Consider the following 23367-nt stretch of genomic DNA (forward strand, 5'->3'; position numbering starts at 1 on the left):
CGCCGCCCTGCGCGTCAGCGCGACGGCCCGTCGGCGAGTCCGGCCGCGACCGCCCGCAGGGCATCCAGCACCCTGCCCACCGCCGCCCCCTCCTCGGCCCCCTTCCGCACCGCCGCCACCACATGCCGCCGAGGCCGGTCCGCGGTCAGCTCCCGCATCACCACGCCGCCCTCCCTGCGCACCGCCGCCGTGCGCGGCACCAGCGCGACCCCCATCCCGGCCTCCACCATCGCCAGGATCGCCGTCCAGCCGGCCGCCGAGTGCCCCTGGACAGGGCTGAACCCGGCCGCCTCGCAGGCCCCGCGGGTGATGTCCGACCAGGGCCCGCTCCCGCCGAAGATCCACGGCTCCCCCGCGAGATCGGCGAGCCGCAGCCCGTCCGCGTCGGCGAGCGGGTGGTCGCGGGGCAGCGCGACGTCGAGGGGGTCGGCGAGCAGCGGGACGCGGGTGAAACGGGGGTCGGCGGCCGTCGGGGCCTGCGCGGCGAGGGACAGCGCGAGGTCGACGTCCCCGGCGGCCAGCAGCTCGTACGCCTCCCCGGCCTCCGCCTCCCGTACCCGTACGACCACCCCGGGATGCGCCTCCCGCAGGGCCCGCACGGCCGGTACGACCAACGCGGGCACCGCCGTCGAGAAGGCGCCCACCCGCACCTCTCCCACCTCGCCGTGCACGTAGGCCGCCAACTCGGCGTCCGCCCGCTCCAGTTGCTCGAACAGGGCCTCGGCGTGCCGCAGCACCAGCCGTGCCGCGTCCGTCAGCCGCACCCGCCGCCCCTGCGCCTCCAGCAACGGCACCCCGAGCTGCTTGGCGAGATTCGTCAGCTGCTGCGACACGGCCGACGGCGTCATCCGCAGCGCCTCGGCCGTCGCCGTCACGGTCCCCCGCTCCCTGAGCGTCCGCAGGATCTGCAGCTTCCGGATGTCCCACTCGACCATGGCGGCAACCTACGTCACCGACGCGCCCCCGCCCCCAGGACGACCCCGCCGAGGATCAGCGCCATGCACAGCGCCTGCGTCCAGCCGGTCGCCTCGCCGAGCACCGCCCAGGACAGCAGGGACACGCACACCGGTTGGAGGTAGTAGACGGCCCCGGCACGGCTCGGGCCGACCAGTGCGATCGCCCTGTTCCAGGCGAAGAACGCGACGGCGGAGGAGACGACTCCCACGTAAAGGATCGGCAGGACGGTCCCGGGCGTCGGCTCGAAGCCGCCCTGCACCGCCAGGCTGACCCCCTGCGCGGGCAACAGCAGGACCGTGCCCAGCAGGAACGTGGTGAACAGGAAGGCCACGGCGCCGAGTTCGGCCGGCTTGCGCCGCAGCAGACCGCTGTACGACGCGAAGCAGCAGGCCGCGGCCACCATCCACAGGTCCCCTGCCGCGAACCCGGCCCCGCCCGCGCCACCCCCGATCAGCAGCACGACGCCCGCACACGCCGTCAGCAGTCCCGCCACCCGGCGCGCGCCCAGCCGTATCCCCGCGGCCCGCTCGAACATGGCCATCAGGACCGGCGAAGCGGCCATGATCATGCCCATGTTGGCGGCGGACGTGGTCGACCCGGCCTGGTTGACGAGGGTGTTGTAGGTGGTGACGCCGAGGAGGGAGGCGAGGAGCACGAACTTGAGGTGACGGCGGATCACCTTCCGCTGCCGCCATGCCTGCCGGGCACCGAAGGGAGCCACCGCGGCCAGCGCCACCAGCCATCTCCAGAACGCCTGCTGCACCGGCGGCACGCTGTCGTGCAGCGCGCGGGAGGTGACGAAACTGCCCGACCAGACGACCGTGGCGAGGGCGGCGAGGGCGATGCCGAGGACGGTCGCCCTGGGGAGGGAGGCGGGGATGGGAGTAGTGAGGGTGGTGGGGGTGGCGGGGATGGCGGGGGTGGCGGTCCTGGGGAGGACGACGGTCACAGAGGTCCTTTCGACGGTCGGTGATCGGGCTCGATCTACCGTCGCAGCGCCGGATCTGTAACGTCCATCGAATCTTTTCGACCATTCCTTTCAGGAATGCTGAACGATCGGCGGCTGCCCACGACGACCCCGGTGCGCGGCCGAAGCTGACCCGCCACCGTCGCCCCGAACGCCAGCACCATGCCGGCCACCTGGACCGGCGTCAGCGCCTGCCCGAGGGCCGCCCAGCCGACGACGGTGGCGGTCAGCGGCGACAACGGGCCGAGAAAGGTGACCTGGGTGGCGGTGAGGCGGCCGATGCCGCGGAACCAGAACCAGTACGCCAATGCCGTGTTCGCCAGCGCCAGGTACAGGTAGCCGACGGTCGCCCGGCCGTCCAGCGCGGGCGGCGCACCCTCCACCAGGAGGGCGAGGGGTGCGATGAGCAGGCCGCCGGCCGTCAACTGCCAACCGGTCAGGGCGAGGGGGCCCACCCCGTCCGGGCGCCCCCAGCGCTTGGTCAGCACGGTCCCGGTGGACATCGAGGCGGTGGAGGCGAGCGCAGCCAGCAGGCCCAGCGCGTCCAGCGCGCCGGCCGCCTTCAGCACGACGAGGCTGACACCGAGCGCGGCCACGACCCCGGTGAGCAGCGTCCGTACCGTAGGCCGCTCCCCCAGCAGCACCGCCGCGAGCCCCGCGACGAACAGCGGGCCGACCGAACCCACGACCGCCGCCATACCGCCGGGCAGCCGGTACGCGGAGAGGAAGAGGAGGGGGAAGAAGGCGCCGATGTTCAGCGCACCCAGCACCGCCGACTTCCACCACCAGGCGCCGCGCGGCAGCACACGGGCGAGGGTGAGCAGCAGCAGACCGGCGGGGAGGGCGCGCATCAGACCGGTGAACAGGGGGCGGTCGGCCGGCAGGAACTCGGTGGTGACCGCGTAGGTCGTGCCCCAGGAGATGGGCGCGAGGGCGGTGAGGAGTATCAGGGCGGGAGAGACGCTGCCGGCACGGTCGGCGGCCATGGGAGGCACCCTTCGAAGGAGTAGGTCGGCGGAAAGCAGGCCAGTGGTGGGTAGCTTGCCAGTGGAAGGTAGCTTAGCGCTAAGCAACTTTCCATCAAGCCACTTTCCGTCGAGCCACTTTCCGTCGAGCCACTTTTCACCAAGCTACTTTCTTGCAGGCCAGCATCAGACCGCCGATACTCGACCCATGAGCGAACGCCCCCAGCGCAAGGACCCCGTCGACGCGATCGTCGACCAGTGGGCGGCCGTGCGGCCCGACCTCGATACCAAGGCGATGGAGGTCTTCGGGCGGATCTACCGCCTCTCGCGCACGCTGGGCGACCGCACGGAGAAGGCGTACGCGCCCTACGGCATCTCGCGCGGCGAGTTCGACGTCCTGGCGACCCTGCGCCGCTCCGGTGAGCCCTACACACTCTCGCCCCGCCAGCTCTCGGCGACGCTGATGCTCACCACCGGAGGCATGACCGGCCGCCTCGACAAGCTGGAACGGGCCGGCCTGCTGCGCCGCTCCCCCGACCCGCACGACCGCCGCGGCCTGCAAGTCACGCTCACCGAGAAGGGGTTGAGCATCATCGACCAGGCGGTCGGCGCCGGTGTGGCCGTCCAGACGGAGGCCCTGTCCGCCCTCGACGACGAACAGGCCGACCAACTGGCCGACCTGTTGCGGGAGTTGCTCGCGGGGACACCCGAACCGCGGTAGCGGACACCCGGCCCCCGACAGGAGAGGCTTCACTCACCCCACGTGGGCGGCGAGCGCAGCCTCTACGGCCGCCGGGTCCGCGGCGTCCGCCGCCCAGGCCACGTATCCGTCGGGCCGCACGAGCACGGTCGTACGACGGCCGCTCGCCCAGCGCTCCACGGTCAGCCGGTCCCTACGGGCGCTCCGGCCCTCGGAGACATCCCCGGCCTGCGGCGCGATCAGCACGAACCGTCCACCGCGCAGGGCCTCGTAGAGGCGGCCGCTCCGCAGAGCCACGTCCGGGACGCGGGTGCCGACGAGGCGGTGGGAGCCGCGCGGGGCGGGGTACCGGTAGCCGATGCCCGAGATCTGGGCCAGCGCCTTCGCCCGGGCGGGCCGGGCCGCGTTGACGAAGGCGGAGACGAGGGCGCGGACGGCGCGCAACGCCGGGTTCTGCGCCCTCGCCAGCCGGACCAGCCCGCCGCTGCTGCGCAGTACCGCCTTGCCGACCGGGTGACGCTCGGTCTGGTAGGTGTCCAGGAGGCCCTCGGGCGCCCGGCCGGCTAGGACGGCGGCGAGTTTCCAGCCGAGGTTGGCCGCGTCCTGGAGACCGGTGTTCATGCCCTGGCCGCCGGCCGGCGAGTGGACGTGCGCGGCGTCACCGGCGAGGAAGACCCGCCCGACCCGGTACTGCGGCGCCTGCCGCTCGTCGCTGTGGAAGCGGGAGAGCCAGCGCGCGTCGTGCATGCCGTAGTCGGTGCCGAGGGCGCGGCGGGTGACCTCCTTGACCTCGTCGAGGTCGAGCGGGGCGTCGTCGGGGACCTCGTGGCGGCGGTTCCAGCCCATGACGCGGTACCAGCCGTCGCCGAAGGACGCGATCATCGCGAAGGCGTCACCGGCGCCGTTGACGGTGAGCACGCTCTCGGGCTGCTCGGCGAGCCGAACGTCCGCCAGCAACAGGGACTTGATGACGGAGACCCCGGGGAAGGACAGGCCGACGGCCTCGCGTACGGCGCTGCGGTGACCGTCCGCGCCGACCACGTAGGCGGCGCGACGCGTGACGACCGCCCCGTCCGGGCCGCGCACATCGAGGTCGACCCCGCTGTCGTCCTGCCGCAGCCCCACGACCTCGCTCTCGAAGAGGAACTCGACACCGAGCTCACGCGCCCGCCGCTCCAACAGCCGCTCGACCTCGTACTGCGGGGTGATGAGCAGGAACGGGAAGCGGGACGGCAACGTGCCAAGGTCGAGGGAGAGGCGGCGGAAGAGCCGCAGCTCGGTGATGGTGCTGCCGGTGGCGAGCAGTTCGTCGGCGAGGCCGCGGGCATCGAGCTGCTCCAGGGTGCGGGCGTGCACACCGAAAGCGCGGGAGAGGTTGCTGATCTTGTGGGGGCGCTTTTCGAGGAGGGCTACGGGGACGCCGGCGGCGGCGAGGTCACCGGCCAGGAGGAGACCGGTGGGGCCGGATCCGACGACGAGCACGGGGTGAGTGGAGGGAGTGGCGGGGGTGGAGTTGGTGCCGCTGGTGCCGGTGTCGGTGCCGTTCATGGTGCTCATGGTGGCCTCCTGGATGCCAACACTCGTGGGCCAACATTTGTTGGTCAACGTTTGTGGGTCAACGCTTGTTGGTAACCGTAGAGCCGCGCCGTCGAGTATGTCAACGCTTGTGGGCCCACATACGTTGGCCTACGCTTGTTGACATGAGCCAGAGCCAGAGCAAGCCCCCCACCCCGGCCCGCCGCTCCGAGGCCACCCGCACGGCGATCCTCGACGCGGCCCGCGAGCGCTTCGCGGCCGACGGTTACGAGCGCGCCACCATCCGCGCCATCGCCAAGGACGCGAACATCGATCCGTCGATGGTGATGCGCTACTACGGCAACAAGGAGGGCCTGTTCGCGGCGGCCGTCGCCATAGATCTGAAGCTGCCGGACCCGGCGTCGTTCCAGCGGGACGAGGTCGGCCGGGCGCTCGTCACGCACTTTCTGGCCATGTGGGAGGAGAACGAGGTCCTCACGGCCCTGCTCCGCGTCGGCGCGACCAACCAGGCCGGGGCCGAGCGGATGCGGGGCATCTTCGGGGAGCAGTTGCTGCCGCTCGCCCGCCGGGTGTGCCCCGACCCCGAGCAGGCCCCGGCGCGGGCCGCACTGGCGTCGTCGCAACTGCTCGGGCTGGCGCTCACGCGCTATGTCCTGCGGTTCCCGCCCGCCGTGGCGCTGGCCCGCGAGGAGGTCGTGGCATGGCTGGCGCCCACGGTGCAGCGGTATCTGACCGCGCCGCACCCGGCGTGAACACCGAGGGCGCCGACCTCGTCCACGTACGGCGGATGCGCGTACGTGCGACAGGGTCGACGCCCTCGGGGAAGCTGTGACCGGACGGAAAAGTCCTGGTCAGGCAGATCGGGCCGGTCAGGCCTTCGCCTTGGCCTTTGCCTTCGGCTGGCGGTCCGTGGAGCGGTCCAGGACCATCACGAGGCCCGCGATGACCGCGAACAGCACGATCGGGGCCAAGACGAACTGGCCCAGCGTCTCCATGACGCTCAGGCCCTGGCCGGGGTCGTCGCCGTCGTCGCGCGTGAGCGCGAGCGCGGGGGACGACATGAGCAGCATCATCAGCGTCGTACCGGCAGCCAGGGCGCCGGCGCGCAGGGCGTTCTTCTTGTCCACGGGGCCAAAAGTATCGAACGACGGGAAGGGCCGCGCGCTCGGGGTGCCGTATGAGACGCGGCCCCGGGGAATCGTCACCCGGGCCCTAGCCCCGCAGCACCTCCAGCAGTGCCCGCAGCCGAGCCGACGCCGCCAGTTCCTCCAGCGTCACCGCTCTCCCCTCCGCGTCCGCGATCGGCAGCCGCCAGTTCGGGTACTGGTCCCACGTCCCCGGCAGGTTCTGCGGGCGGCGGTCGCCCACGCCGTCCGGGAGCCAGATGCCGACCATGCGGGCCGGGGTGCGCAGCAGGAAGCGGTGGACGGCCTGGATCTCGGCCTCCTCCTCCGAGGTGCAGTGGCCGCCGTGCGAGCCTTGCAGCAGTCCGAGCCGGGAGAGCAGCTCCAGCCACTCGCCGGTGTCGGCCGAGGCCTCCGCGCGCTCCTGCTCCAGGGGGCGGGTCAACAGGCCCAGGCTGTCGCGGAGTTGGACGTGTTCGCCGGTGAGGCGGGCCGCGGTGGGCGGCAGGTCGTGGGTGGTGGCGGTGGCGAGGCAGTCGGCGCGCCAGGACTCCGGCGGCAGCGGACGGCCGTCCCCGTCCCAGTCGCGCTCGAACCACAGCACCGAGGTGCCGAGCACGCCCCGCGCGCGCAGCGTCTCGCGCACTCCGGGCTCCACCGTGCCGAGGTCCTCCCCGATCACCACCGCGCCGGCCCGGGAGGCCTCCAGCACCAGGATCGCGAGCATGGCCTCGGCGTCGTAATGGACGTACGTCCCCTCCGTCGGCGCATGCCCCTGCGGCACCCACCACAGCCGGAACAGCCCCATGACGTGATCGATGCGCAGCGCGCCCGCGTACCGGAACAGCGCCCGCAGCAGTCGGCGGTACGGCTCGTACCCCGACTCGGCCAGCCGATCCGGTCGCCAGGGCGGCAGCCCCCAGTCCTGGCCGCGCGCGTTGAAGGCGTCCGGCGGTGCGCCCACCGACATCCCGGCCGCGAAGTACTCCTGCTGCGCCCAGGCGTCCGCGCCCCCGGGATGCACGCCGACCGCGAGGTCGTGCACGATGCCGACCGGCATCCCCGCCTCCCGCGCGAGCCGCTGCGCGGCGGCCAGCTGGCCGTCGGTGAGCCATGCGAGACGGCAGTGGAAGTCGACCCGGTCCATCAACTCGCCCCGCGCGCGGGTGGTTTCGGGTGATCGCGGGTCCCGCAGCCCCTCCGGCCACCGCTGCCAGTCCGAGCCGTGCAGCTCGGCCAGCGCGCACCAGGTGGCGTGGTCCTCCAGCGCGTCCCCCTCCTGCGCGAGGAAGTCGACGTACGCGGCTCGCCGCCCCGGCCCGAGCGGTACCTCGCGCACCAGCTCCAGCGCCTCGCGCTTGGCCTCCCACACCGCGTCCCGGTCGATCAACTCCCCCTTCTCCAGTACCGCTTCACGCAGCCGCCCGGCCCGCTCCAGCAAGGTCCGCACGCGCTCACGGTCCTCGACGTGGGCGAACTCGGGCACGTCCTCGACCCGCAGGTGCACCGGGTCGGGGAAACGGCGGGAGGACGGGCGGTAGGGGGAAGGGTCGGTCGGGGATCCGGGTACGGCCGCGTGCAGCGGGTTGACCTGCACGAATCCGGCGCCGAGCGCCCGCCCGGCCCAGGTGGCCAGCTCGCCGAGGTCGCCGAGGTCGCCCATGCCCCAGGAGCGCCGGGAGAGGAGGGAGTAGAGCTGGACGAGGAGGCCGTAGGAGCGTCCGGTGGGTGTGGGCAGGCGGGGCGGGGCGACGACCAGGTGACTGGACGCCGTACGGCCGTCGGGGGCGGTGGCCGTCAAACGGTGGACGCCGGGCGGGAGTTGGTCGGCCGTGGTGCGGCTCTCGCCCTGCTCGGTCTCGATGTGCAGGTGGGTGCCGGACGGCAGCGCGGCCAGCGCCTCGGGCTCGGCCCCGCCCCAGCACACCACGGTCGGCGGCAGCAGCCGCTCACCCAGCTCCCGCTGCCGCGCGGCGAGCGCGGCACCGACTGCGCCGGGTGTGCTCGTGTCGACGTCGAGGGCGGCCAGGGCGAGGGTGAGCGCGGTGGCGGAGGCCGTGACCGTACGGTCCGCGGACGGCCGGTAGGAGGTGGCGACGCCGTGCAACTCGGCGAGCCGGGCCAGGTCGTCGGAGGGGAGATCCTCGGGGCTCTCGGGGCTCTCGGGGTTCTCGGGACCCTCAGGGCCCTCAGAACCCTCGGCAAGGGCTTCGGCCGACCGCTCTGCTGTCATCTACGGCCTCGGGAAATCCATGTCCATACCGGTGTCCATACCCGCATCCCAGACGGCTGCCTCACTCGTCAGCGGCGCGGCGTCGGCGAGCGGCGGCTCGCTGGTGAGGGGCTCGACGTCGGGGAGGGGAGGTTCGCTGGTGAGGGGGGTTTCGGCGGAGGCGCCCTCGGCGCTGAAGACGCAGGCGTGCATCTCCGGTTCGGTGAAGACGCCTGCGTACATCGCGGGCTCGCTGGGCGCCTCGGGTTTGGACAGGGCCGATGCTGTGGGCACGGGTGCCCTCCTCTGCTAGTACGGCGTGCGGGTTACCGCAGCCCTACCCACCGGGCGCGGGGACAGACGTCCAGAAACGAACAACGTGCCTCGTCTCACATTCTGTTCCGCACATTCTGCTCCACAGGCCGCCCTTCTCGAACTATTTTTCTGATCACTATTCACTCAGTACATGTACGCAGTACATAATGGTCGGCATGAGCACCCGCCACATCCTGCTGGGGCTGCTCGCCACGGGGCCGAGCCATGGCTACGACCTCAAGCGACGCCACGACGAACGTTTCCCGCAGGCCCGTCCGCTGGCCTACGGGCAGGTGTACACGACCTTGCAGCGGCTGGTCCGCGACGGGCTCGCCGAGGTCGACGGCACCGATTCGGACGGCGGTCCGGAGCGCACCGCGTACCGCTCGACGGACGACGGAGCGCGCGAACTGGCCAAGTGGGCCGGGGAGATCGCGCCACCCGCGCCGTTCGTGACGAACGAGATCTTCGCCAAGGTCGTCGTGTCGATCCTGTCGGGCGGCGACCCCGAGGCCTATCTGCGCGCCCAGCGCACCGCCCACATGGCGCGGATGCGGGAGCTCACGGCGGTCAAGACCGCGCCGGGCACCGATCTCGCGACCGTGCTCTCGGCGGACTACGCCCTCAACCACCTCGACGCCGACCTCCGCTGGATGACGACCACGGCGGCCCGGCTCACCACCCTGACCGCGGAGGTCGACGCAGCATGAGCAACACAGGGGGAGGCGCGGTGCCGCTGCTGGCGGCCCGTGACCTCGTCAAGGCACACGGCAGGACCGAGGCCCTGCGCGGCGCCTCCGTCGAGCTGCGGGCCGGCGAGATCCTCGCCGTCACCGGCGCCAGCGGCAGCGGAAAGTCCACGCTGCTGCACTGCCTGTCCGGCATCGTTCGCCCGGACAGCGGCTCGGTGACGTATGCCGGGGAGCGGCTGGACCGGCTGCCCGAGCGGCGGCTGAGCGAGCTGCGGCGTACGGAGTTCGGCGTGGTCTTCCAGTTCGGGCAGCTGATCCCGGAGCTGACGGCTCTGGACAACGTGGCGCTGCCCCTGCTGCTCGCCGGCGCGCGCAGGCAGGAGGCGCAGGCGAAGGCCGGTGAGTGGCTGGAGCGGTTCGGGGTGCGCGGGCAGGAGGAGCTGCGGCCCGGCGAGATGAGCGGCGGCCAGGCCCAGCGGGCGGCCCTGGCCCGGGCCCTGGTCACCGGCCCGAAGGTGGTCTTCGCGGACGAGCCGACCGGGGCGCTGGACTCGCTGGCGAGCGAGCAGGTGATGACGGCACTGACGCACACGGCCCGCGAGTCGGGCACGGCGGTGCTGCTGATCACGCACGACGCCCAGGTGGCGGCGTACGCGGACCGCGAGCTGCGGCTGACCGACGGGACCGTGACGCCGCTGGAGGTGGCGGCATGAGGTTCGAGTTCGAGCTCTGCGGTGGCGGGAGGATCGCCGCCCGACCGGAGGCGGCGACAGCCACGAGGCCCGCCGGACTCGGCGACGGCTTCCGGCTCCCCGGCACGACAGTGACCGGCACAACGGTGACCGGCCCGGAGGTGACCGCATGAGGGCCGACCTCCGGCTGGCCTGGCTGCTCACCCAGGGATCCGACCGGCGCGAGTGGTGGCGGGTCGTTCTCACGGCGGTCGGGGCGGCGCTCGCGACCGGGATCGGGCTGGCGGTGGCCGCGATCGCCTCGATCGAAGGGCAGTACTCGGTCTCCTTCGGCGCCGGACTCCTCGACCACCCCAGTGACCGGCAGGGCGTGATCATCGCCCTGTTGCTGCTGCTGGTCCCGGTGCTCGGGTTTCTCGGGCAGTGCGCCCGCGTGGGGGCGGTGCACCGTGACCGCCGACTGGCCGCGCTGCGGCTCGCGGGGGCCACGCCCCGCCAGGTCCGTCGGATCGCGGCCCTGGAGGCGGGGCTGGCCTGCCTGGTCGGTTCAGCGGTGGCCACGGTCTTCTCCGTCCTGCTTCTGCTGCGCCTGTGGCAGCACCCCGAGCCCCTGGCGTGGCTCGGCATCGCCCTGGTCGCCGTGGCCGTACCGGTGCTGGGCGCGGTGGTGAGCGCGCTGTCGCTGCGCCGGGTGGTGGCCTCGCCGCTGGGCTGGGTGCGGCGGGTGCGGCCGACGCAGGGGCCGGGGCGGGCATTCCTGGCGGTGACCGTGCTGCTGGCGGTGATGGCGGTGGTCGTCGGCCTGGCCGCGACCCTCGGCGATCCTCTGTTCGTCGGCCGCCCCCTCAAATTCGCCCTCGCCCCGCTGACGGTGTTCGCCCTGTGCCTGCTGATCGGCGTCTCGGCGGTGTGGCTGGCGGGCTGGTCGTCCCGGCGGCTGGGCACCGCGCTCGCCGCCCGCGCCCAGCGCCCGGCGCTGCTGATCGCGGCGGAGCGGCTGCGCGACGACCCGTGGGCGACGGCCCGTACGCATGCGGCGGTGCTGCTGGTGACGGTCGTGGGCACGGCCTTCGTCGGCATCCGCGCGGTGCTGTTGCAGGTGGTGGAGAACACCGAGCACCTGGCCGAGAACAGGTCGTACTACACCACCGGCCTGGACCTCTCCGGGGCCGCGATCCTGATCGCCCTGGCGCTGACCCTGTCGGCCCTGGCCGTGGGCACCGCCGAGTCGCTGGCCACCCGGCGCCGGGGACTGGCCGCGCAGGCCGCGGCGGGGGTGCCGCAGAGTGTGCTCGGCCGGGCGCTGCTGCTGGAGACCGCGCTGCCGCTCGCGCCGTCGCTTCTGCTCGCGGGCGCCGGCGGCACGGCGATCTACGTGGGCTGGGCCACGATGATCGACGACGCCGTCGGGTCCGTACCGCTGATGCCGGTGGTGGTCCCGGTGGTCGTGTACGCCGCATGTCTGCTGGCGGCGGCCACCTCACTGCCCCTGCTGCACCGCTCGGTGCGCCCGGCGGAGCTGCGGTACGTGTGAGCTGCGGGTGAGGACGGCCCGGCGGCCACGTGACCGTCCGGCCCCGGGGGCACGGGGGACCCTCGGGGCCGGACGGTCACACGCACGGCACGCCGGGTATGCGAAAGCCCGGATCGTCAGGCGGAAATGCCGTCGATCCGGGCCATGGCGTCCTCCGCGCCGAACGGCTGCAAGTACGGCAGCCAGCGCGGGTCCCTATGGCCGGTGCCGATGATGCGCCAGGCCAGACCGGTGGGTGGGGCGGGTTTGTGGCGCAGCCGCCAGCCGATCTCGAAGAGGTGTCGGTCGGCCTTCACGTGGTTGCAGCGGCGGCACGAGGCCACGACGTTGTCCCAGACGTGCTTGCCCCCGCGGCTGCGCGGAATGACATGGTCGACGCTGGTTGCGACGCCACCGCAGTACATGCACCGGCCCCCGTCGCGCGCGAAGAGCGCCCTACGGGTAAGAGGAACGGGCCCCCTATAGGGAACCCGGACGAATCGCTTGAGCCGGACCACGCTGGGTGCGGGGACTGTGACGGTTGCGCTGTGCATGAAGGCGCCGGACTCCTCGAGGCATACGGCCTTGTTCTCGAGGACGAGGACGAGCGCGCGGCGGAGCGGTACGACGCCGAGTGGCTCGTACGACGCGTTGAGGACCAGGACATGCGGCACGGATGCCTCCTTGGGCGTCGGCGGCGCGTGGCTCGCGCCGGGACGATCTGGACTCAGTCTCCCCTCTTGCCTGGTGAAACCGCCACCATCTCCCGGTAACGGGCTGGGAGTGTTTTCGACCACATCTGATTCATCCCCAGGACGACGAACTGTTCATCCCACCAGTTCATCCCCAGGTGGGCACCATTCCTCCCTCGAACATGGCGCCGATCCACACACGATGCCCCGATAGTGTGGTGGGCCTGCCCTGCCGGTGACCTTTTCGTGACCTTGACCATCTGCCGGTGGGGCGGGCCGCTGCACTGGAGGTACCAGCCGTGTCCTTGCCCGCCGTCCTACTGGCCGTCGGTTCGACCCCGTCGCCGTCCCCGTCGGAGACGACGACCCCGGCGGTCCCCACGATCCAGGACGCCCAGGAGAGCGCGACCAACGCCGCGAGCTGGGTCGAGCAGAACTGGTCGACCTGGCTCGCCATAGGTCTCAAGATCCTGCTGATCCTGGTGATCGCGGCGGTGCTGAGAATGGCGATCCGGCGGGCGATCACCAAGCTCATAGACCGGATGAACCGCACGGCACAGGCGGTGGACGGCACGGCCCTCGGCGGCCTGCTGGTCAACGTCGAGCGGCGCCGTCAGCGCTCGCAGGCGATCGGCTCGGTCCTGCGCTCGGTGGCGAGCTTCCTGATCATGGGCACCGCGGCCCTGATGGTCCTCTCCACCTTCGACATCAACCTGGCCCCGCTGCTGGCCTCCGCCGGTGTCGCGGGCGTGGCGATCGGCTTCGGCGCCCGCAACCTGGTCACCGACTTCCTCTCCGGTGTCTTCATGATCCTCGAGGACCAGTACGGCGTCGGCGACTCGATCGACGCGGGCGTCGCCTCCGGCGAGGTCATCGAGGTCGGCCTGCGCGTGACCAAGCTGCGCGGCGACAACGGCGAGATCTGGTACGTCCGCAACGGCGAGGTCAAGCGGATCGGCAACCTCTCGCAGGGCTGGTCGACGGCCGGCGTGGACGTCACGGTCCGCTCCTCCGAGGACCTCGACAAGGTCAAGCGCAGCATCGACCAGGTCGCCGAGAAGATGAGCAAGGAGGAGCCCTGGAACGAGCTTCTCTGGGGCCCGATCGAGGTCCTCGGCCTGGACAGCGTGCTGCTGGACTCGATGGTCGTACGGGTCTCCGCGAAGACGATGCCCGGCAAGTCCCTGACGGTGGAACGCGAGCTGCGCTGGCGCATCAAGCGCGCCTTCGACGCCGCCGACATCCCGATCGTCGGAGGCGCCGTCCTCACCACGGAGGAGGCTGCCGCGAGCGACCCGACGGCCGGCATGGCGGCGCCGTCGGCGTACTCCAACACGTCCTCTCCGCAGGCCCAGGCGGCTACCCCGCTGACGCCGCCGAGCGTGACGAAGTAGGCACCGCCCACCTCAGTCGACCCACCCCCGCCACCGCGGCCACGGCGCCTCGCACCGCCCCTCGGCGATCGCCTTCTCGTACTCCCGCCGGCCGAGCTCGTCCAGCTCACGCTCGGTCAGCGGCTTGCTGTCGATGGTGGTGACCCGGGAGAAGGCGATCCGGCACTCGCCGTGCGGCACGGGCCGTGTCGCCCAGAAGACGAAGGACACGCCCGCGATGATCACGGCGAGCGAGGCGAGGGCGAGCAGGGCACGGCGACGGTCACGCGTCATCCGCGCAGCCTAGCCCCGGCCGTTCACGACACCGCCGGAACCGGTCACCGCGCCCAGGCGGGCGTCCAGGTCTGCGCGTGCGGGCGCTGGGTCCGGGTCGCGGCGAGGTGGGCGCGAAGATCCGCGAGGGTGGGGTGGGGGTTGTCGCCGCGCCAGAGCAGGGAGTGCGGGTAGACCGGGGCCGGGTCGCGCAGCGGGATGCGGCGCAGGTCCTGGTCGGCGGGCCAGACCAGGCGGGTGTCCGCGCCGACGAAGGTCGCCAGTACGGCGGAGTCGGCGATCGTGTCGACGAGCGGCTCGGTGCCGAAGTCGGGGCCGGTCGCCTCGATGGTGAGCCCGAACCGGGCCGCGAGGGCGTCGTAGAAGGCGGCCCATTCGGTTCCCTCGACGATGCCCGGCATCCAGATCCGGTGTCCGGCGAGCTGAGCGGGTGTCACCGAGCGGGCTGCGGCGAACGGGTGCCCCGGTCCGGTCAGGAGCTGCACCGGCTCGTCGTGGACACGGACGGCCTCGATGCCGTCGGGCAGCTGCCGCGAAGGCACGGTCACGGCTCGGAAGGAGGCGTCGATGGTGCCTGCTCGCAGGGCCGCGACGGCCGCGTCGGCGGCGAAGAGGGTGACGACGTCGAGCTCGGTGTCGGGGTGGGCGCGGTGGAAGCCGTGCAGCAGAACCGCCGGGGCGAGGCGCCGGCCGATCACGTCGACGCGCAGCGCACGGCTGCCGGGCCGTACGGAGGCGACGGCCCGTTCCTCGGCCTGGAGGAGGGCGCGGGCGTGCGGCAGGAAGGCCTGGCCGTCGATGGTGAGCCGCGCCCCGCGCGGGGTGCGGGTGAACAGCTGTACCCCGAGGCGCTTCTCCAGCGTGGCGATGCGTTTGGAGACGGCTTGCTGGGTGATCGACAGGGTCGCGGCGGCGTCCTGGAACCGGCCCGCGTCCGCTGCGGCGACGAAGGTGCGCACGGCGTCGAGGTCCACGGCCACAGCCTAGGCATACAACCCTTGGTTGTATCCACGGACGCCGTGGACGCCCGTTGGTTGTTTGATCTGGGGAATCGCCCCTCGCTTGGATGGCTCCGGTCAACGTGAGGTTGGGGCTGGGCATGACGGGCGAGCGGTCGTTGGGGCGGGAGTTCGGGTGGCTGTGGGCGGCGTACGGGGTCAGTGCGTTCGGGACCCGGCTCGCCTTCGACGCGTTCCCGATCATCGCGGTCGTCGTGCTGCACGCCGGCGCGAGTGACGTGGCGCTGCTGGCGGCCTCGGGGCTCGCGGTGGGGGCGGCGGTGGCGGTGCCGCTCGGAGCGTGGGTGGAACTGCGCCGGAAGCGGCCGGTGATGATCGCGGCGGACCTGGTCCGATGCGCGGCACTGCTGTCCATCCCCGTCGCCTTCGCGCTGGACGGCCTCGGCCTCGGCCAGCTGCTGGTGGTGTCGGTGGTGGTCGCTGCCGCGGACATCACGTTCACCGCGGCGAGCGGGGCATATCTGAAGTCCCTCGTGCGGCCGGAGGAGCTGCTCGTGGCGAACAGCCGCTTCGAGGCCACGACGTGGACGGCCACGGCGCTCGGCCCACCGCTCGGCGGGGTCGCGGTCGGCGTGTTCGGCCCGATGACGACGGTGCTGGCGGACGGGGTCAGCTATCTGCTGTCGGCGCTGGGGATCCGGGCGATCGGCGGTAAGGAGAGGCAACAGTCCGCAGGGGAACAGTCGGCAGAGCAGCAGCCCGGAAAGCAACAGACCGCCCGTCCTGGCTCGCCCTCAGGCCTGCGACTGAGCGATCTCCCGGCGGGCTGGCGGCACCTCCTCACCCACCCCACACTGCGCCCCCTGTTCCTCAACACGATCCTGGTCAACGCCCTGATCATGGCGCCGTCCCCGGTGCTCGCCGTCCTCATGCTCGGCCAACTCGGCTTCGCCCCCTGGCAGTACGGCCTCGCCTTCGCCGTCCCGTGCCTGGGCGGCCTGCTGGGCTCCCGCCTGTCGCGGCGCCTGGTCACCCGGTACGGCCGACGCCGGGTACTGCTCACCGCCGGCACCCTGCGCGCCTGCTGGCCCCTCGGCCTGGCCTTCGTCGGCCCGGGCACGTCCGGCCTCGTGCTCATCATGGCCGTCGAGTTCGGCTTGATCACGTGCGTGGGCGTCTTCAACCCGGTGCTCGCCACCACCCGCCTCGAGCAGATCCCACCGGACCGGATCACCCGCACCTTGTCGGCATGGCAGATCACGGGCCGGACGACGACCGCGGCCATGACGGCGCTGTGGGGCCTGCTGGCGGCGCTGGCCGGACCGCGCGCCGCCATCGCCCTCGCCGGGGTCCTGCTGCTGGCGACCCCGCTCCTGCTCCCCCGACACGAGCGCGCACCGCAGCACAGCACCACCGGGTAACGACTGGGTTGCCTGGTATAGACCTCTCTTGACGCCGCCTTCCCCTCGGGTCTACCTTCCTGGACAACTCGATAGGAAACTTTCCTAACAGTGATCCTGGATGGACTTCCGTCGTAGATCGCTGAGAAGCTGGTCAGCCGAAAGGCAGGTGTCGATTCCCATGGCAGGAACCGCCGGTACGCCGGGCACCCCGCGCGTGCTGCGCGCCATGAACGACCGTGCCGCTCTGGACCTCCTCCTGGAGCACGGGCCGCTGTCCCGCACGCGGATCGGCAAGCTCACCGGCCTGTCCAAGCCGACCGCCTCCCAGCTGCTCGCCCGCCTCGAAGCCGCCGGCCTCGTCCTGGCCACCGGCACGACGGAGGGCCGACCCGGCCCGGGCGCCCAGCTGTACGAGGTCAATCCGGCCGCCGCGTACGCCGCGGGGCTCGATGTCACCCCCGAACGCATCCTCGCCGCGGTCGCCGACATCACCGGCCGCACGGTGGGGTCGTACGAACTGCCCACCCCCGGCAGACGCACGGGCCGGCTCGTCGTGCGGCAGGTCACCGACGCCCTCGACGGCGCGGTGAAGGCGGCAGGCCTCGCCCGTGACGACGTCCACCGCCTCGTCATCGGCACCCCCGGCGCCTTCGACCCCAACACGGGCCGGCTGCGCTATGCCTCCCACCTCCCCGGCTGGCACACCCCCGCGCTGCTGGACGAACTCGCCGCCGCCCTGCCGATGCCGGTCGAGTACGAGAACGACGTCAACCTCGTGGCGGTGGCCGAGCAGCGGCTCGGCGCGGCCCGCGGCCACGAGGACTTCGTGCTGCTGTGGAACGAAGGGGGCCTGGGTGCCGCCCTGGTCCTCGGCGGCCGGCTGCACCGCGGCTGGACCGGCGGCGCGGGCGAGGTAGGTTTCCTGCCGGTTCCCGGGGCACCCCTGGTCCGGCAAGTAACCAAAGCCAACAGTGGCGGCTACCAGGAACTGGCCGGTTCGCAGGCGATCCCCCAACTCGCGCGCGAACTCGGTATGGCGAACATCCCCTCAGGGTCGTACGCCGAGGCCGCCGCCACCCTCGTCGAACGGGCCGCCACGGAGGACACGGTCCTGGGCCGGCTCCTGCTGGAGACCTACGCGACCCGGCTGGCAACCGGCCTCGCCTCACTGGTCTCCGTGCTCGACCCCGAACTGGTCGTCCTCAGCGGCGCCTCCCTCGCCTCCGGCGGCGAGGTGCTGCGCACCCTCGTCCAGGCCGAGCTGGAGGAGCTGGCCGCGTCCAGGCCCCGGCTCGTAGTCGGCGACGTCCGTGAGCACCCCGTGTTGCGGGGCGCGTTGGAGAGCGCGCTCGCGACCACGCGCGACGAGGTCTTCGACACCGCACGCTGACCGCCCCGCCCCCGCAGCCAAGCCCTTTGCCCCGGTAGCTCAGCCCTCCAGCTCGGCAGCCGAGCCCTTCTGACCCACCCCCCGCCTTCCCTCACCCACCCCTGTCCCGCCCTTGGGAGACCTCGCCATGTCCGGAAAGTCCAGGAACGTCATACCTTCAGCGTCCCGCAAGGCAGCCACCGCCCTCGCCGCCACCGCCTCCCTGGCCCTGTTCGCCACGGCCTGCACCGGACAGTCGGAGGCCGGTGCCACCGACGACCCCAACGCCAGGACGACGATCACCTTCTGGCACGGCTGGAGCGCACCCGCCGAGGTCAAGGCGATCCAGGCGAACGTCGACCGCTTCGAGAAGGCCCACCCGAACATCACCGTGAAGGTCGTCGGCAACATCAACGACGACAAGCTCAACCAGGCGCTGCGCGCGGGCGGTTCGAACGGACCGGACGTGGTGTCGTCGTTCACGACCTCCAACATCGGCAAGTTCTGTTCCTCCGGCGCCTTCCTCGACCTCAAGCCCTTCATCGAGAAGTCGAAGCTCGACCTCGACAAGCTCATCCCGAAGCCGATGCTGGACTACACCCAGTTCGAGGGCACCCGCTGCGCCCTGCCCCTGCTGGGCGACGCCTACGGCCTCTACTACAACAAGGACGCCTTCGAGAAGGCGGGCATCAAGTCCCCGCCGAAGACCTGGTCGGAGTTCGCGAAGGTCGCCGAGAAGCTGACCGTGAGCAAGGGTGACAGTTACGAGCAGCTCGGCTTCATGCCGACGTACCACGGCTACGAGACGGTCGTGGACCACTACATGTCCCAGTGGGACCACGCCTACTTCGACGCCGACGGCAAGTCCAACATCGCCAAGGACCCGGCCTTCGCCGAGATGTTCACGTACCAGAAGAAGCTCATCGACGACCTCGGCGGCTTCGCGAAGCTGGAGAAGTACCGCAACACCTTCGGTGACGAGTGGGGCGCCAAGCACCCCTTCCAGACCGGCCAGGTGGCCATGCAGCTCGACGGCGAGTGGCGCCTGGGCATGGCGAAGGACGCCGGCGTCGACTTCGAGATCGGCACCGCCCCGATGCCCGTCGCGGACGACGAGGCCGACGAGTACGGCAAGGGATTCCTCTCCGGCACGATCATCGGCATCGCGCCGCAGAGCGAGAAGCAGAATGCGGCCTGGGAGCTGGTGAAGTACCTGACGACCGACACCGAGGCCGTGGTCTCCTTCGCCAACGCCATCCACAACGTGCCCTCCACCTTCGCCGCCCTGAAGTCGCCCGACCTGAAGGTGGATCCCGGCTTCAAGACGTTCCTGGACATCGCCCAGAACCCGGAGTCGAACACCCCGCCGGCCTCCGTCAACGGCTCGACGTACCAGACGACGCTGCAGGACTTCGGCTACCAGTACGAGTCGGGCAAGGTGAAGGACCTGAAGGCCGGTCTGGCGAAGACCGCCGAGCAGATCGACACCGACATCGAGCAGGCGAAGTAGCGCCGTCGATGTCCACGCACACTCTCCGCGCGAAGCGCCGCAGGTCGGCGCTTCGAACGGTGGCCTTCCTGTCACCGTGGCTCATCGGTTTCGGCGTCTTCTTCGCCTATCCGCTGGTGTCCACCGTGTACTTCTCGCTGATGAAGTACGACGGCTTCGGCACACCGGTCTTCCGCGGCCTGGGCAACTGGGCCTACGTCTTCAACGACTACCCGCTGTTCTGGCCGGCGCTGCGCAACACGCTCTGGCTGGTGCTGGTGATGGTGACCTGCCGGGTGGTGTTCGGGCTCGGCATCGGTCTGCTGATCACGAAGATCAAGACCGGCACGGGTGTCTTCCGCACCCTCTTCTACCTGCCGTACCTCGCGCCGCCGGTCGCCGCGACGCTGGCCTTCGTCTTCCTCCTCAACCCCGGCACCGGCCCGGTCAACTCGGTCCTCGACGGCCTGGGTCTGCCGACGCCCGGCTGGTTCACGGACCCCGCCTGGTCCAAGCCGGCCCTCACCGCGCTGGCGCTGTGGGGCGTGGGCGACCTCATGGTCATCTTCATGGCCGCGCTGCTCGACGTACCGAAGGAGCAGTACGAGGCGGCGGAGCTGGACGGGACGTCGGCCTGGCAGCGGTTCCGGTTCGTCACCCTGCCGAACATCTCGCCGATCGTGATGTTCGCCGTCGTCACGGGCGTGATCCAGACCATGCAGTACTACACACAGCCGCTGGTGGCCGGGAAGGTCGCCTCGGGCATCATCGGCGGCTCCGGCCAGCAGTTCGAGCCGGGCTACCCGGACAAGTCCACGCTGACCCTCCCCCAGCTCGTCTACAACCTCGGCTTCCAGCGCTTCGACTACGGCTCGGCCTGCGTGGTCGCGCTGGTGCTGTTCGCGCTGGCCATGGCGTTCACCGCGCTGCTGATGCGACGCAGGGGCGGACTGATGCAGGCAGGTGACTGACCATGACCCAAGTGCTGGATAAGCCCGTTCAGTTGGGAAACCCAACAGTCGCCGAACGCACGGCCCGCCGCAGGGCGCTCCTGGAATGGATAGCGATCCACTCCCTCGGCATAGCGGCCGCGCTCTTCTTCACCCTGCCCTTCGTGTTCGTCGTCCTGACCTCGCTGATGAGCGACCAGCAGGCGCTCACCCGCGACCTGGTCCCGGACACCTGGGAGTGGGGCAACTACACCAAGGTCTTCGACACGCCCGGCTTTCTGACCTGGTGGAAGAACACCCTGATCTACGCCGGTCTGGGCACGGTCCTCACCGTCGTGTCGTCCGTCCCGGTGGCGTACGCGCTCGCCAAGTTCCGCTTCCGTGGCCGTAATTTGTCCCTGATGCTGGTCATCTCGATGATGATGCTGCCGCCCCAGGTGATCATCATCCCGATGTACCTGTTCTGGGCGAAGCAGCTGGACCTCTCGGGGACCCTGTGGCCTCTGATCATCCCGATGGCCTTCGGGGACGCGTTCTCGATCTTCCTCCTGCGCCAGTTCCTGATGACGATCCCGAACGAGTACCTGGACGCGGCGAGGGTGGACGGCTGCGGCGAACTCCGCACACTCCTGCGGGTCGTCCTCCCCATGGCGAAACCGGGCATAGCCGCAGTGGCCCTCTTCCAGTTCTTCTACGCGTGGAACGACTACTTCGGCCCCCAGATCTACGCGTCCGAGAACCCGGGCGCCTGGACGCTCTCCTACGGCCTGGAGTCGTTCAAGGGGGCACACCACACCGACTGGAACCTCACCATGGCCGCCACTGTTCTCGTGATGGCCCCCGTGATCCTCGTGTTCTTCTTCGCGCAGAAGGCGTTCGTCGAGGGCGTCACGCTCACCGGAGTAAAGGGTTGACTCACACATGAAACTCACCGTGGTCGGCGGAGGCTCGACCTACACCCCCGAACTCATCGACGGCTTCGCCCGCCTGCGGGACACCCTGCCGATAGCGGAACTGGTCCTGATGGACCCGGCGACGGACCGTCTGGAACTGGTGGGCGGCCTTGCCCGACGTATCTTCGAGCGCCAGGGTCACAGCGGCACGATCACCACCACGACCGACCTGGACGCGGCGGTGGAGGGCGCGGACGCGGTCCTCCTCCAGCTCCGTGTGGGCGGTCAGGCGGCCCGCGAGCAGGACGAGACCTGGCCGCTGGAGTGCGGCTGCGTGGGCCAGGAGACGACGGGCGCCGGCGGCCTGGCGAAGGCCCTGCGCACCGTCCCGGTGGTCCTGGACATCGCGGACCGGGTCCGCCGTACCAACCCCACCGCCTGGATCATCGACTTCACCAACCCGGTCGGCATCGTGACCCGGGCCCTGCTCCAGGCGGGCCACAAGGCGGTCGGCCTGTGCAATGTGGCGATCGGCTTCCAGCGCAAGTTCGCGGCCATGCTCGGCGTGACCCCCTCCGACGTCCACCTCGACCACGTGGGCCTCAACCACCTCACCTGGGAGACCGGGGTACGCCTGGGCGGCCCCGAGGGCGAGAACGTCCTGCCGAAACTGCTGGCCGACCACGGCGACACCATCGCCGCCGACCTGCACCTCCCCCGCCCCCTCCTGGACCGCCTGGGCGTGGTGCCGTCGTACTACCTGCGCTACTACTACGCCCACGACGAGGTGGTGCGAGAACTGCGCACCAAACCGTCGCGGGCCGCGGAAGTGGCGGAAATGGAAAGAAGGTTGCTCACCCTCTACGCCGACCCGGCCCTCGACGAGAAGCCGGAACTGCTCTCCAAGAGGGGCGGCGCGTACTACTCGGAGGCCGCGGTGGACCTGGCGGCCGCGCTGCTGAACGGCGCGGGCAGCCCGTACCAGGTGGTCAACACCTACAACAACGGCACGCTTGCCTTCCTCCCCGACGACGCGGTGATCGAGGTACAGGCCGGGGTGGGCACGAGGGGCGCAGCCCCTCTCCCGATGTCGCCCCCGGACCCCCTGTACGCGGGCCTGATGGCCCAGGTGACGGCCTACGAGGACCTGGCCCTGGAGGCGGCCCTGCACGGCGGCCGCACCCGGGTCTTCAAGGCGCTGCTCTCCCACCCTCTGATCGGCCAGTACGCGTACGCGGAGAAACTCACCGACCAACTGATCGCACACAACCGGGAGCACCTCGCGTGGGCATGACCGCACGTGTCCTCGCCGTAGACGCGGGCAACAGCAAGACCGACGTGGCGGTCGTGGCGGCCGACGGAACCATCCTGGCCACGGCCCGCGCAGGCGGATTCCGCCCGCCGACGGTAGGCGTGGAGCCGGCGATGGACACCCTCGCCGAGGCGGTGCGGGAGGCCTTCACCGCGGCGGGCGTCACCCGCGCCGACCATGTCTCGGCGTGCCTGGCGAACGCCGACTTCCCGGTGGAGGAGGAGGAACTGGCGACCGCGCTGCACGCACGCGCGTGGGGCACGACCGTCGAGGTCCGCAACGACACCTTCGCCATCCTCCGGGCCGGCGTGGCGGAACCCCGCGGTGTGGCCGTCGTCTGCGGCGCCGGCATCAACTGCGTGGGCATGCGCCCCGACGGACGTACGGCCCGCTTCCCCGCGCTGGGCCGTATCTCCGGCGACTGGGGCGGCGGGTGGGGCCTGTCGGAGGAGGCCCTGTGGCACGCGGCCCGGGCGGAGGACGGCCGCGGAGTGCCCACGGCCTTGGCGCACGCGCTCCCCGCCCACTTCGGCCTGCCGACCATGTACGCCCTGATCGAGGCCCTGCACCTCGAACACATCGCCCCCGTCCGCCGCCACGAACTGACCCCGGTCCTCTTCGCCACCGCCATGGCCGGCGACCCGATCGCCCGCGAGATCGTCGACCGGCTGGCCGACGAGGTGGTGACGATGGCAACGGTCGCGCTGACCCGACTGGACCTGCTGGAGGAGGAGACGCCGGTGCTGTTGGGCGGGGGTGTCCTGGCGGCAGGTCACCCCCAACTGATCGACGGCATCCGGGACTTGCTCACGGCCCGCGCCCCCAAAGCGGTACCGGGTGTGGTCACGGCGAGTCCGGTGCTGGGGGCGGCGTTGCTGGGGCTGGACCGGGTGGGGGCGGGGGCGGAGGTGCATGAACGGGTACGCGCCCACTTCGCATAGGGGTCCGGCGGCCGCAGGC

The 23367-nt window shown here is 71.4% G+C and carries 24 protein-coding genes and 1 pseudogene; 15 read left to right on the forward strand and 10 right to left on the reverse strand.

Translation table 11 applies throughout. From position 1 onward, the window contains the following. Positions 1-14: 14 nt before the first annotated feature. From EHO50_RS04920 to EHO50_RS04930, 3 genes are read right to left on the reverse strand one after another with little or no spacing between them, the layout of a single operon-like run. A complete protein-coding gene (locus EHO50_RS04920; RefSeq protein WP_128428532.1) occupies positions 15-935 on the reverse strand; it encodes a LysR family transcriptional regulator in 921 nt (306 codons plus the stop codon). Between the two features lie 14 nt (positions 936-949). Further along, positions 950-1906: a DMT family transporter gene (locus EHO50_RS04925; protein WP_128428533.1), complete on the reverse strand. Its 957-nt coding sequence runs from the start codon at positions 1904-1906 to the stop codon at positions 950-952. A gap of 35 nt (positions 1907-1941) precedes the next feature. Continuing rightward, positions 1942-2910 (reverse strand): EamA family transporter, encoded by a 969-nt coding sequence (locus EHO50_RS04930; protein ID WP_128428534.1) that lies wholly within the window; start codon positions 2908-2910, stop codon positions 1942-1944. A 95-nt stretch (positions 2911-3005) separates the two neighbouring features. Between EHO50_RS04930 and EHO50_RS45955 the strand changes: the two are divergent. Beyond that, a pseudogene (locus EHO50_RS45955) lies at positions 3006-3101 on the forward strand (hypothetical protein); the annotation flags it as partial. Beyond that, entirely contained in the window at positions 3098-3610 is a 513-nt protein-coding gene (locus EHO50_RS04940) for a MarR family winged helix-turn-helix transcriptional regulator (RefSeq protein WP_128428535.1), read from the forward strand. The pseudogene EHO50_RS45955 and the gene EHO50_RS04940, both read left to right, overlap by 4 nt. A gap of 33 nt (positions 3611-3643) precedes the next feature. Here EHO50_RS04940 and EHO50_RS04945 read toward each other — a convergent pair whose 3' ends face one another. Then, the gene (locus tag EHO50_RS04945; protein ID WP_128428981.1) at positions 3644-5137 is read right to left on the reverse strand and encodes an FAD-dependent monooxygenase; all 1494 of its coding nucleotides are present in this window, start codon (positions 5135-5137) and stop codon (positions 3644-3646) included. Positions 5138-5289: 152 nt separating this feature from the next. On the opposite strand from EHO50_RS04945, the gene EHO50_RS04950 reads away from it, so the two are divergent. Then, a complete protein-coding gene (locus EHO50_RS04950) occupies positions 5290-5877 on the forward strand; it encodes a TetR/AcrR family transcriptional regulator (RefSeq protein WP_128428536.1) in 588 nt (195 codons plus the stop codon). A 117-nt stretch (positions 5878-5994) separates the two neighbouring features. Here the strand turns inward: EHO50_RS04950 and EHO50_RS04955 are convergent, their stop codons facing one another. The 3 genes from EHO50_RS04955 to EHO50_RS04965 form a co-directional block, all read right to left on the reverse strand. Then, complete coding sequence (locus EHO50_RS04955) at positions 5995-6252, reverse strand: hypothetical protein (protein ID WP_031476771.1); 258 nt, start codon at positions 6250-6252, stop codon at positions 5995-5997. 85 nt (positions 6253-6337) lie between these two features. Next, a complete protein-coding gene (gene malQ, locus EHO50_RS04960) occupies positions 6338-8482 on the reverse strand; it encodes a 4-alpha-glucanotransferase (RefSeq protein WP_246101018.1) in 2145 nt (714 codons plus the stop codon). Beyond that, positions 8483-8704, reverse strand: a complete 222-nt coding sequence (locus EHO50_RS04965) for a hypothetical protein (protein WP_128428983.1) — start codon at positions 8702-8704, stop codon at positions 8483-8485. Between the two features lie 248 nt (positions 8705-8952). Here EHO50_RS04965 and EHO50_RS04970 point away from each other — a divergent pair, with 248 nt between their 5' ends. Genes EHO50_RS04970 through EHO50_RS04980 form a run of 4 tightly spaced genes read left to right on the forward strand, consistent with a single transcriptional unit; the run spans position 8953 to position 11694 of the window. Beyond that, positions 8953-9486 (forward strand): PadR family transcriptional regulator, encoded by a 534-nt coding sequence (locus EHO50_RS04970; RefSeq protein ID WP_128428537.1) that lies wholly within the window; start codon positions 8953-8955, stop codon positions 9484-9486. Beyond that, positions 9483-10181 carry an ABC transporter ATP-binding protein gene (locus tag EHO50_RS04975; RefSeq protein WP_128428538.1) on the forward strand — a complete coding sequence of 233 codons (699 nt, stop codon included), beginning with the start codon at positions 9483-9485 and terminating at the stop codon, positions 10179-10181. Before EHO50_RS04970 ends, EHO50_RS04975 begins: the two co-directional genes overlap by 4 nt. After that, a complete protein-coding gene (locus EHO50_RS43870; protein ID WP_164904749.1) occupies positions 10178-10333 on the forward strand; it encodes a hypothetical protein in 156 nt (51 codons plus the stop codon). Before EHO50_RS04975 ends, EHO50_RS43870 begins: the two co-directional genes overlap by 4 nt. Further along, positions 10330-11694 carry an FtsX-like permease family protein gene (locus tag EHO50_RS04980; RefSeq protein ID WP_128428539.1) on the forward strand — a complete coding sequence of 455 codons (1365 nt, stop codon included), beginning with the start codon at positions 10330-10332 and terminating at the stop codon, positions 11692-11694. The genes EHO50_RS43870 and EHO50_RS04980 overlap by 4 nt, the downstream gene beginning before the upstream one ends. Before the next feature lie 116 nt (positions 11695-11810). On the opposite strand, the gene EHO50_RS04985 is transcribed toward EHO50_RS04980, so the two are convergent. Next, positions 11811-12347, reverse strand: coding sequence for an HNH endonuclease (locus EHO50_RS04985; protein ID WP_030049754.1), 537 nt, complete (start codon positions 12345-12347; stop codon positions 11811-11813). A gap of 317 nt (positions 12348-12664) precedes the next feature. Here EHO50_RS04985 and EHO50_RS04990 point away from each other — a divergent pair, with 317 nt between their 5' ends. Next, positions 12665-13759, forward strand: coding sequence for a mechanosensitive ion channel family protein (locus EHO50_RS04990; protein ID WP_128428540.1), 1095 nt, complete (start codon positions 12665-12667; stop codon positions 13757-13759). 12 nt (positions 13760-13771) lie between these two features. Here the strand turns inward: EHO50_RS04990 and EHO50_RS04995 are convergent, their stop codons facing one another. After that, positions 13772-14032, reverse strand: a complete 261-nt coding sequence (locus EHO50_RS04995; RefSeq protein WP_128428541.1) for a hypothetical protein — start codon at positions 14030-14032, stop codon at positions 13772-13774. Between the two features lie 44 nt (positions 14033-14076). After that, positions 14077-15006, reverse strand: coding sequence for a LysR family transcriptional regulator (locus EHO50_RS05000; protein ID WP_128428542.1), 930 nt, complete (start codon positions 15004-15006; stop codon positions 14077-14079). Positions 15007-15131: 125 nt separating this feature from the next. Between EHO50_RS05000 and EHO50_RS05005 the strand changes: the two genes are divergently transcribed. The 7 genes from EHO50_RS05005 to EHO50_RS05035 all read left to right on the forward strand — a co-directional run bounded on the left by EHO50_RS05005 (position 15132) and on the right by EHO50_RS05035 (position 23348). Next, positions 15132-16412 (forward strand): MFS transporter, encoded by a 1281-nt coding sequence (locus EHO50_RS05005; protein ID WP_128428984.1) that lies wholly within the window; start codon positions 15132-15134, stop codon positions 16410-16412. A gap of 160 nt (positions 16413-16572) precedes the next feature. Continuing rightward, positions 16573-17784, forward strand: a complete 1212-nt coding sequence (locus EHO50_RS05010) for an ROK family transcriptional regulator (RefSeq protein ID WP_128428543.1) — start codon at positions 16573-16575, stop codon at positions 17782-17784. 151 nt (positions 17785-17935) lie between these two features. Next, positions 17936-19273 carry an ABC transporter substrate-binding protein gene (locus EHO50_RS05015; protein ID WP_128428985.1) on the forward strand — a complete coding sequence of 446 codons (1338 nt, stop codon included), beginning with the start codon at positions 17936-17938 and terminating at the stop codon, positions 19271-19273. 8 nt (positions 19274-19281) lie between these two features. After that, positions 19282-20223 carry a carbohydrate ABC transporter permease gene (locus EHO50_RS05020; protein WP_128428544.1) on the forward strand — a complete coding sequence of 314 codons (942 nt, stop codon included), beginning with the start codon at positions 19282-19284 and terminating at the stop codon, positions 20221-20223. A 2-nt stretch (positions 20224-20225) separates the two neighbouring features. Beyond that, positions 20226-21116 carry a carbohydrate ABC transporter permease gene (locus EHO50_RS05025; RefSeq protein ID WP_128428545.1) on the forward strand — a complete coding sequence of 297 codons (891 nt, stop codon included), beginning with the start codon at positions 20226-20228 and terminating at the stop codon, positions 21114-21116. 7 nt (positions 21117-21123) lie between these two features. After that, positions 21124-22389: a 6-phospho-beta-glucosidase gene (locus EHO50_RS05030; RefSeq protein WP_128428546.1), complete on the forward strand. Its 1266-nt coding sequence runs from the start codon at positions 21124-21126 to the stop codon at positions 22387-22389. Next, positions 22380-23348, forward strand: a complete 969-nt coding sequence (locus EHO50_RS05035) for an N-acetylglucosamine kinase (protein ID WP_128428547.1) — start codon at positions 22380-22382, stop codon at positions 23346-23348. The genes EHO50_RS05030 and EHO50_RS05035 overlap by 10 nt, the downstream gene beginning before the upstream one ends. Positions 23349-23367: the final 19 nt, after the last annotated feature.

This window comes from Streptomyces cyaneus (assembly GCF_004028635.1).
GTDB classification, from domain to species: Bacteria; Actinomycetota; Actinomycetes; order Streptomycetales; family Streptomycetaceae; genus Streptomyces; species Streptomyces cyaneus.

Coding starts and splice junctions, on each gene's coding strand:
- EHO50_RS04920 (WP_128428532.1), bottom strand. CDS start 935: ATGGTCGAGTGGGACATCCGGAAGCTGCAGATCCTGCGGACGCTCAGG.
- EHO50_RS05005 (WP_128428984.1), top strand. CDS start 15,132: ATGACGGGCGAGCGGTCGTTGGGGCGGGAGTTCGGGTGGCTGTGGGCG.
- EHO50_RS04970 (WP_128428537.1), top strand. CDS start 8,953: ATGAGCACCCGCCACATCCTGCTGGGGCTGCTCGCCACGGGGCCGAGC.
- EHO50_RS04980 (WP_128428539.1), top strand. CDS start 10,330: ATGAGGGCCGACCTCCGGCTGGCCTGGCTGCTCACCCAGGGATCCGAC.
- EHO50_RS05030 (WP_128428546.1), top strand. CDS start 21,124: ATGAAACTCACCGTGGTCGGCGGAGGCTCGACCTACACCCCCGAACTC.
- EHO50_RS04975 (WP_128428538.1), top strand. CDS start 9,483: ATGAGCAACACAGGGGGAGGCGCGGTGCCGCTGCTGGCGGCCCGTGAC.
- EHO50_RS04950 (WP_128428536.1), top strand. CDS start 5,290: ATGAGCCAGAGCCAGAGCAAGCCCCCCACCCCGGCCCGCCGCTCCGAG.
- EHO50_RS04995 (WP_128428541.1), bottom strand. CDS start 14,032: ATGACGCGTGACCGTCGCCGTGCCCTGCTCGCCCTCGCCTCGCTCGCC.
- EHO50_RS43870 (WP_164904749.1), top strand. CDS start 10,178: ATGAGGTTCGAGTTCGAGCTCTGCGGTGGCGGGAGGATCGCCGCCCGA.
- EHO50_RS05020 (WP_128428544.1), top strand. CDS start 19,282: ATGTCCACGCACACTCTCCGCGCGAAGCGCCGCAGGTCGGCGCTTCGA.
- EHO50_RS04945 (WP_128428981.1), bottom strand. CDS start 5,137: ATGAACGGCACCGACACCGGCACCAGCGGCACCAACTCCACCCCCGCC.
- EHO50_RS04965 (WP_128428983.1), bottom strand. CDS start 8,704: ATGTACGCAGGCGTCTTCACCGAACCGGAGATGCACGCCTGCGTCTTC.
- EHO50_RS05025 (WP_128428545.1), top strand. CDS start 20,226: ATGACCCAAGTGCTGGATAAGCCCGTTCAGTTGGGAAACCCAACAGTC.
- EHO50_RS04930 (WP_128428534.1), bottom strand. CDS start 2,910: ATGGCCGCCGACCGTGCCGGCAGCGTCTCTCCCGCCCTGATACTCCTC.
- malQ (WP_246101018.1), bottom strand. CDS start 8,482: ATGACAGCAGAGCGGTCGGCCGAAGCCCTTGCCGAGGGTTCTGAGGGC.
- EHO50_RS05010 (WP_128428543.1), top strand. CDS start 16,573: ATGGCAGGAACCGCCGGTACGCCGGGCACCCCGCGCGTGCTGCGCGCC.
- EHO50_RS04940 (WP_128428535.1), top strand. CDS start 3,098: ATGAGCGAACGCCCCCAGCGCAAGGACCCCGTCGACGCGATCGTCGAC.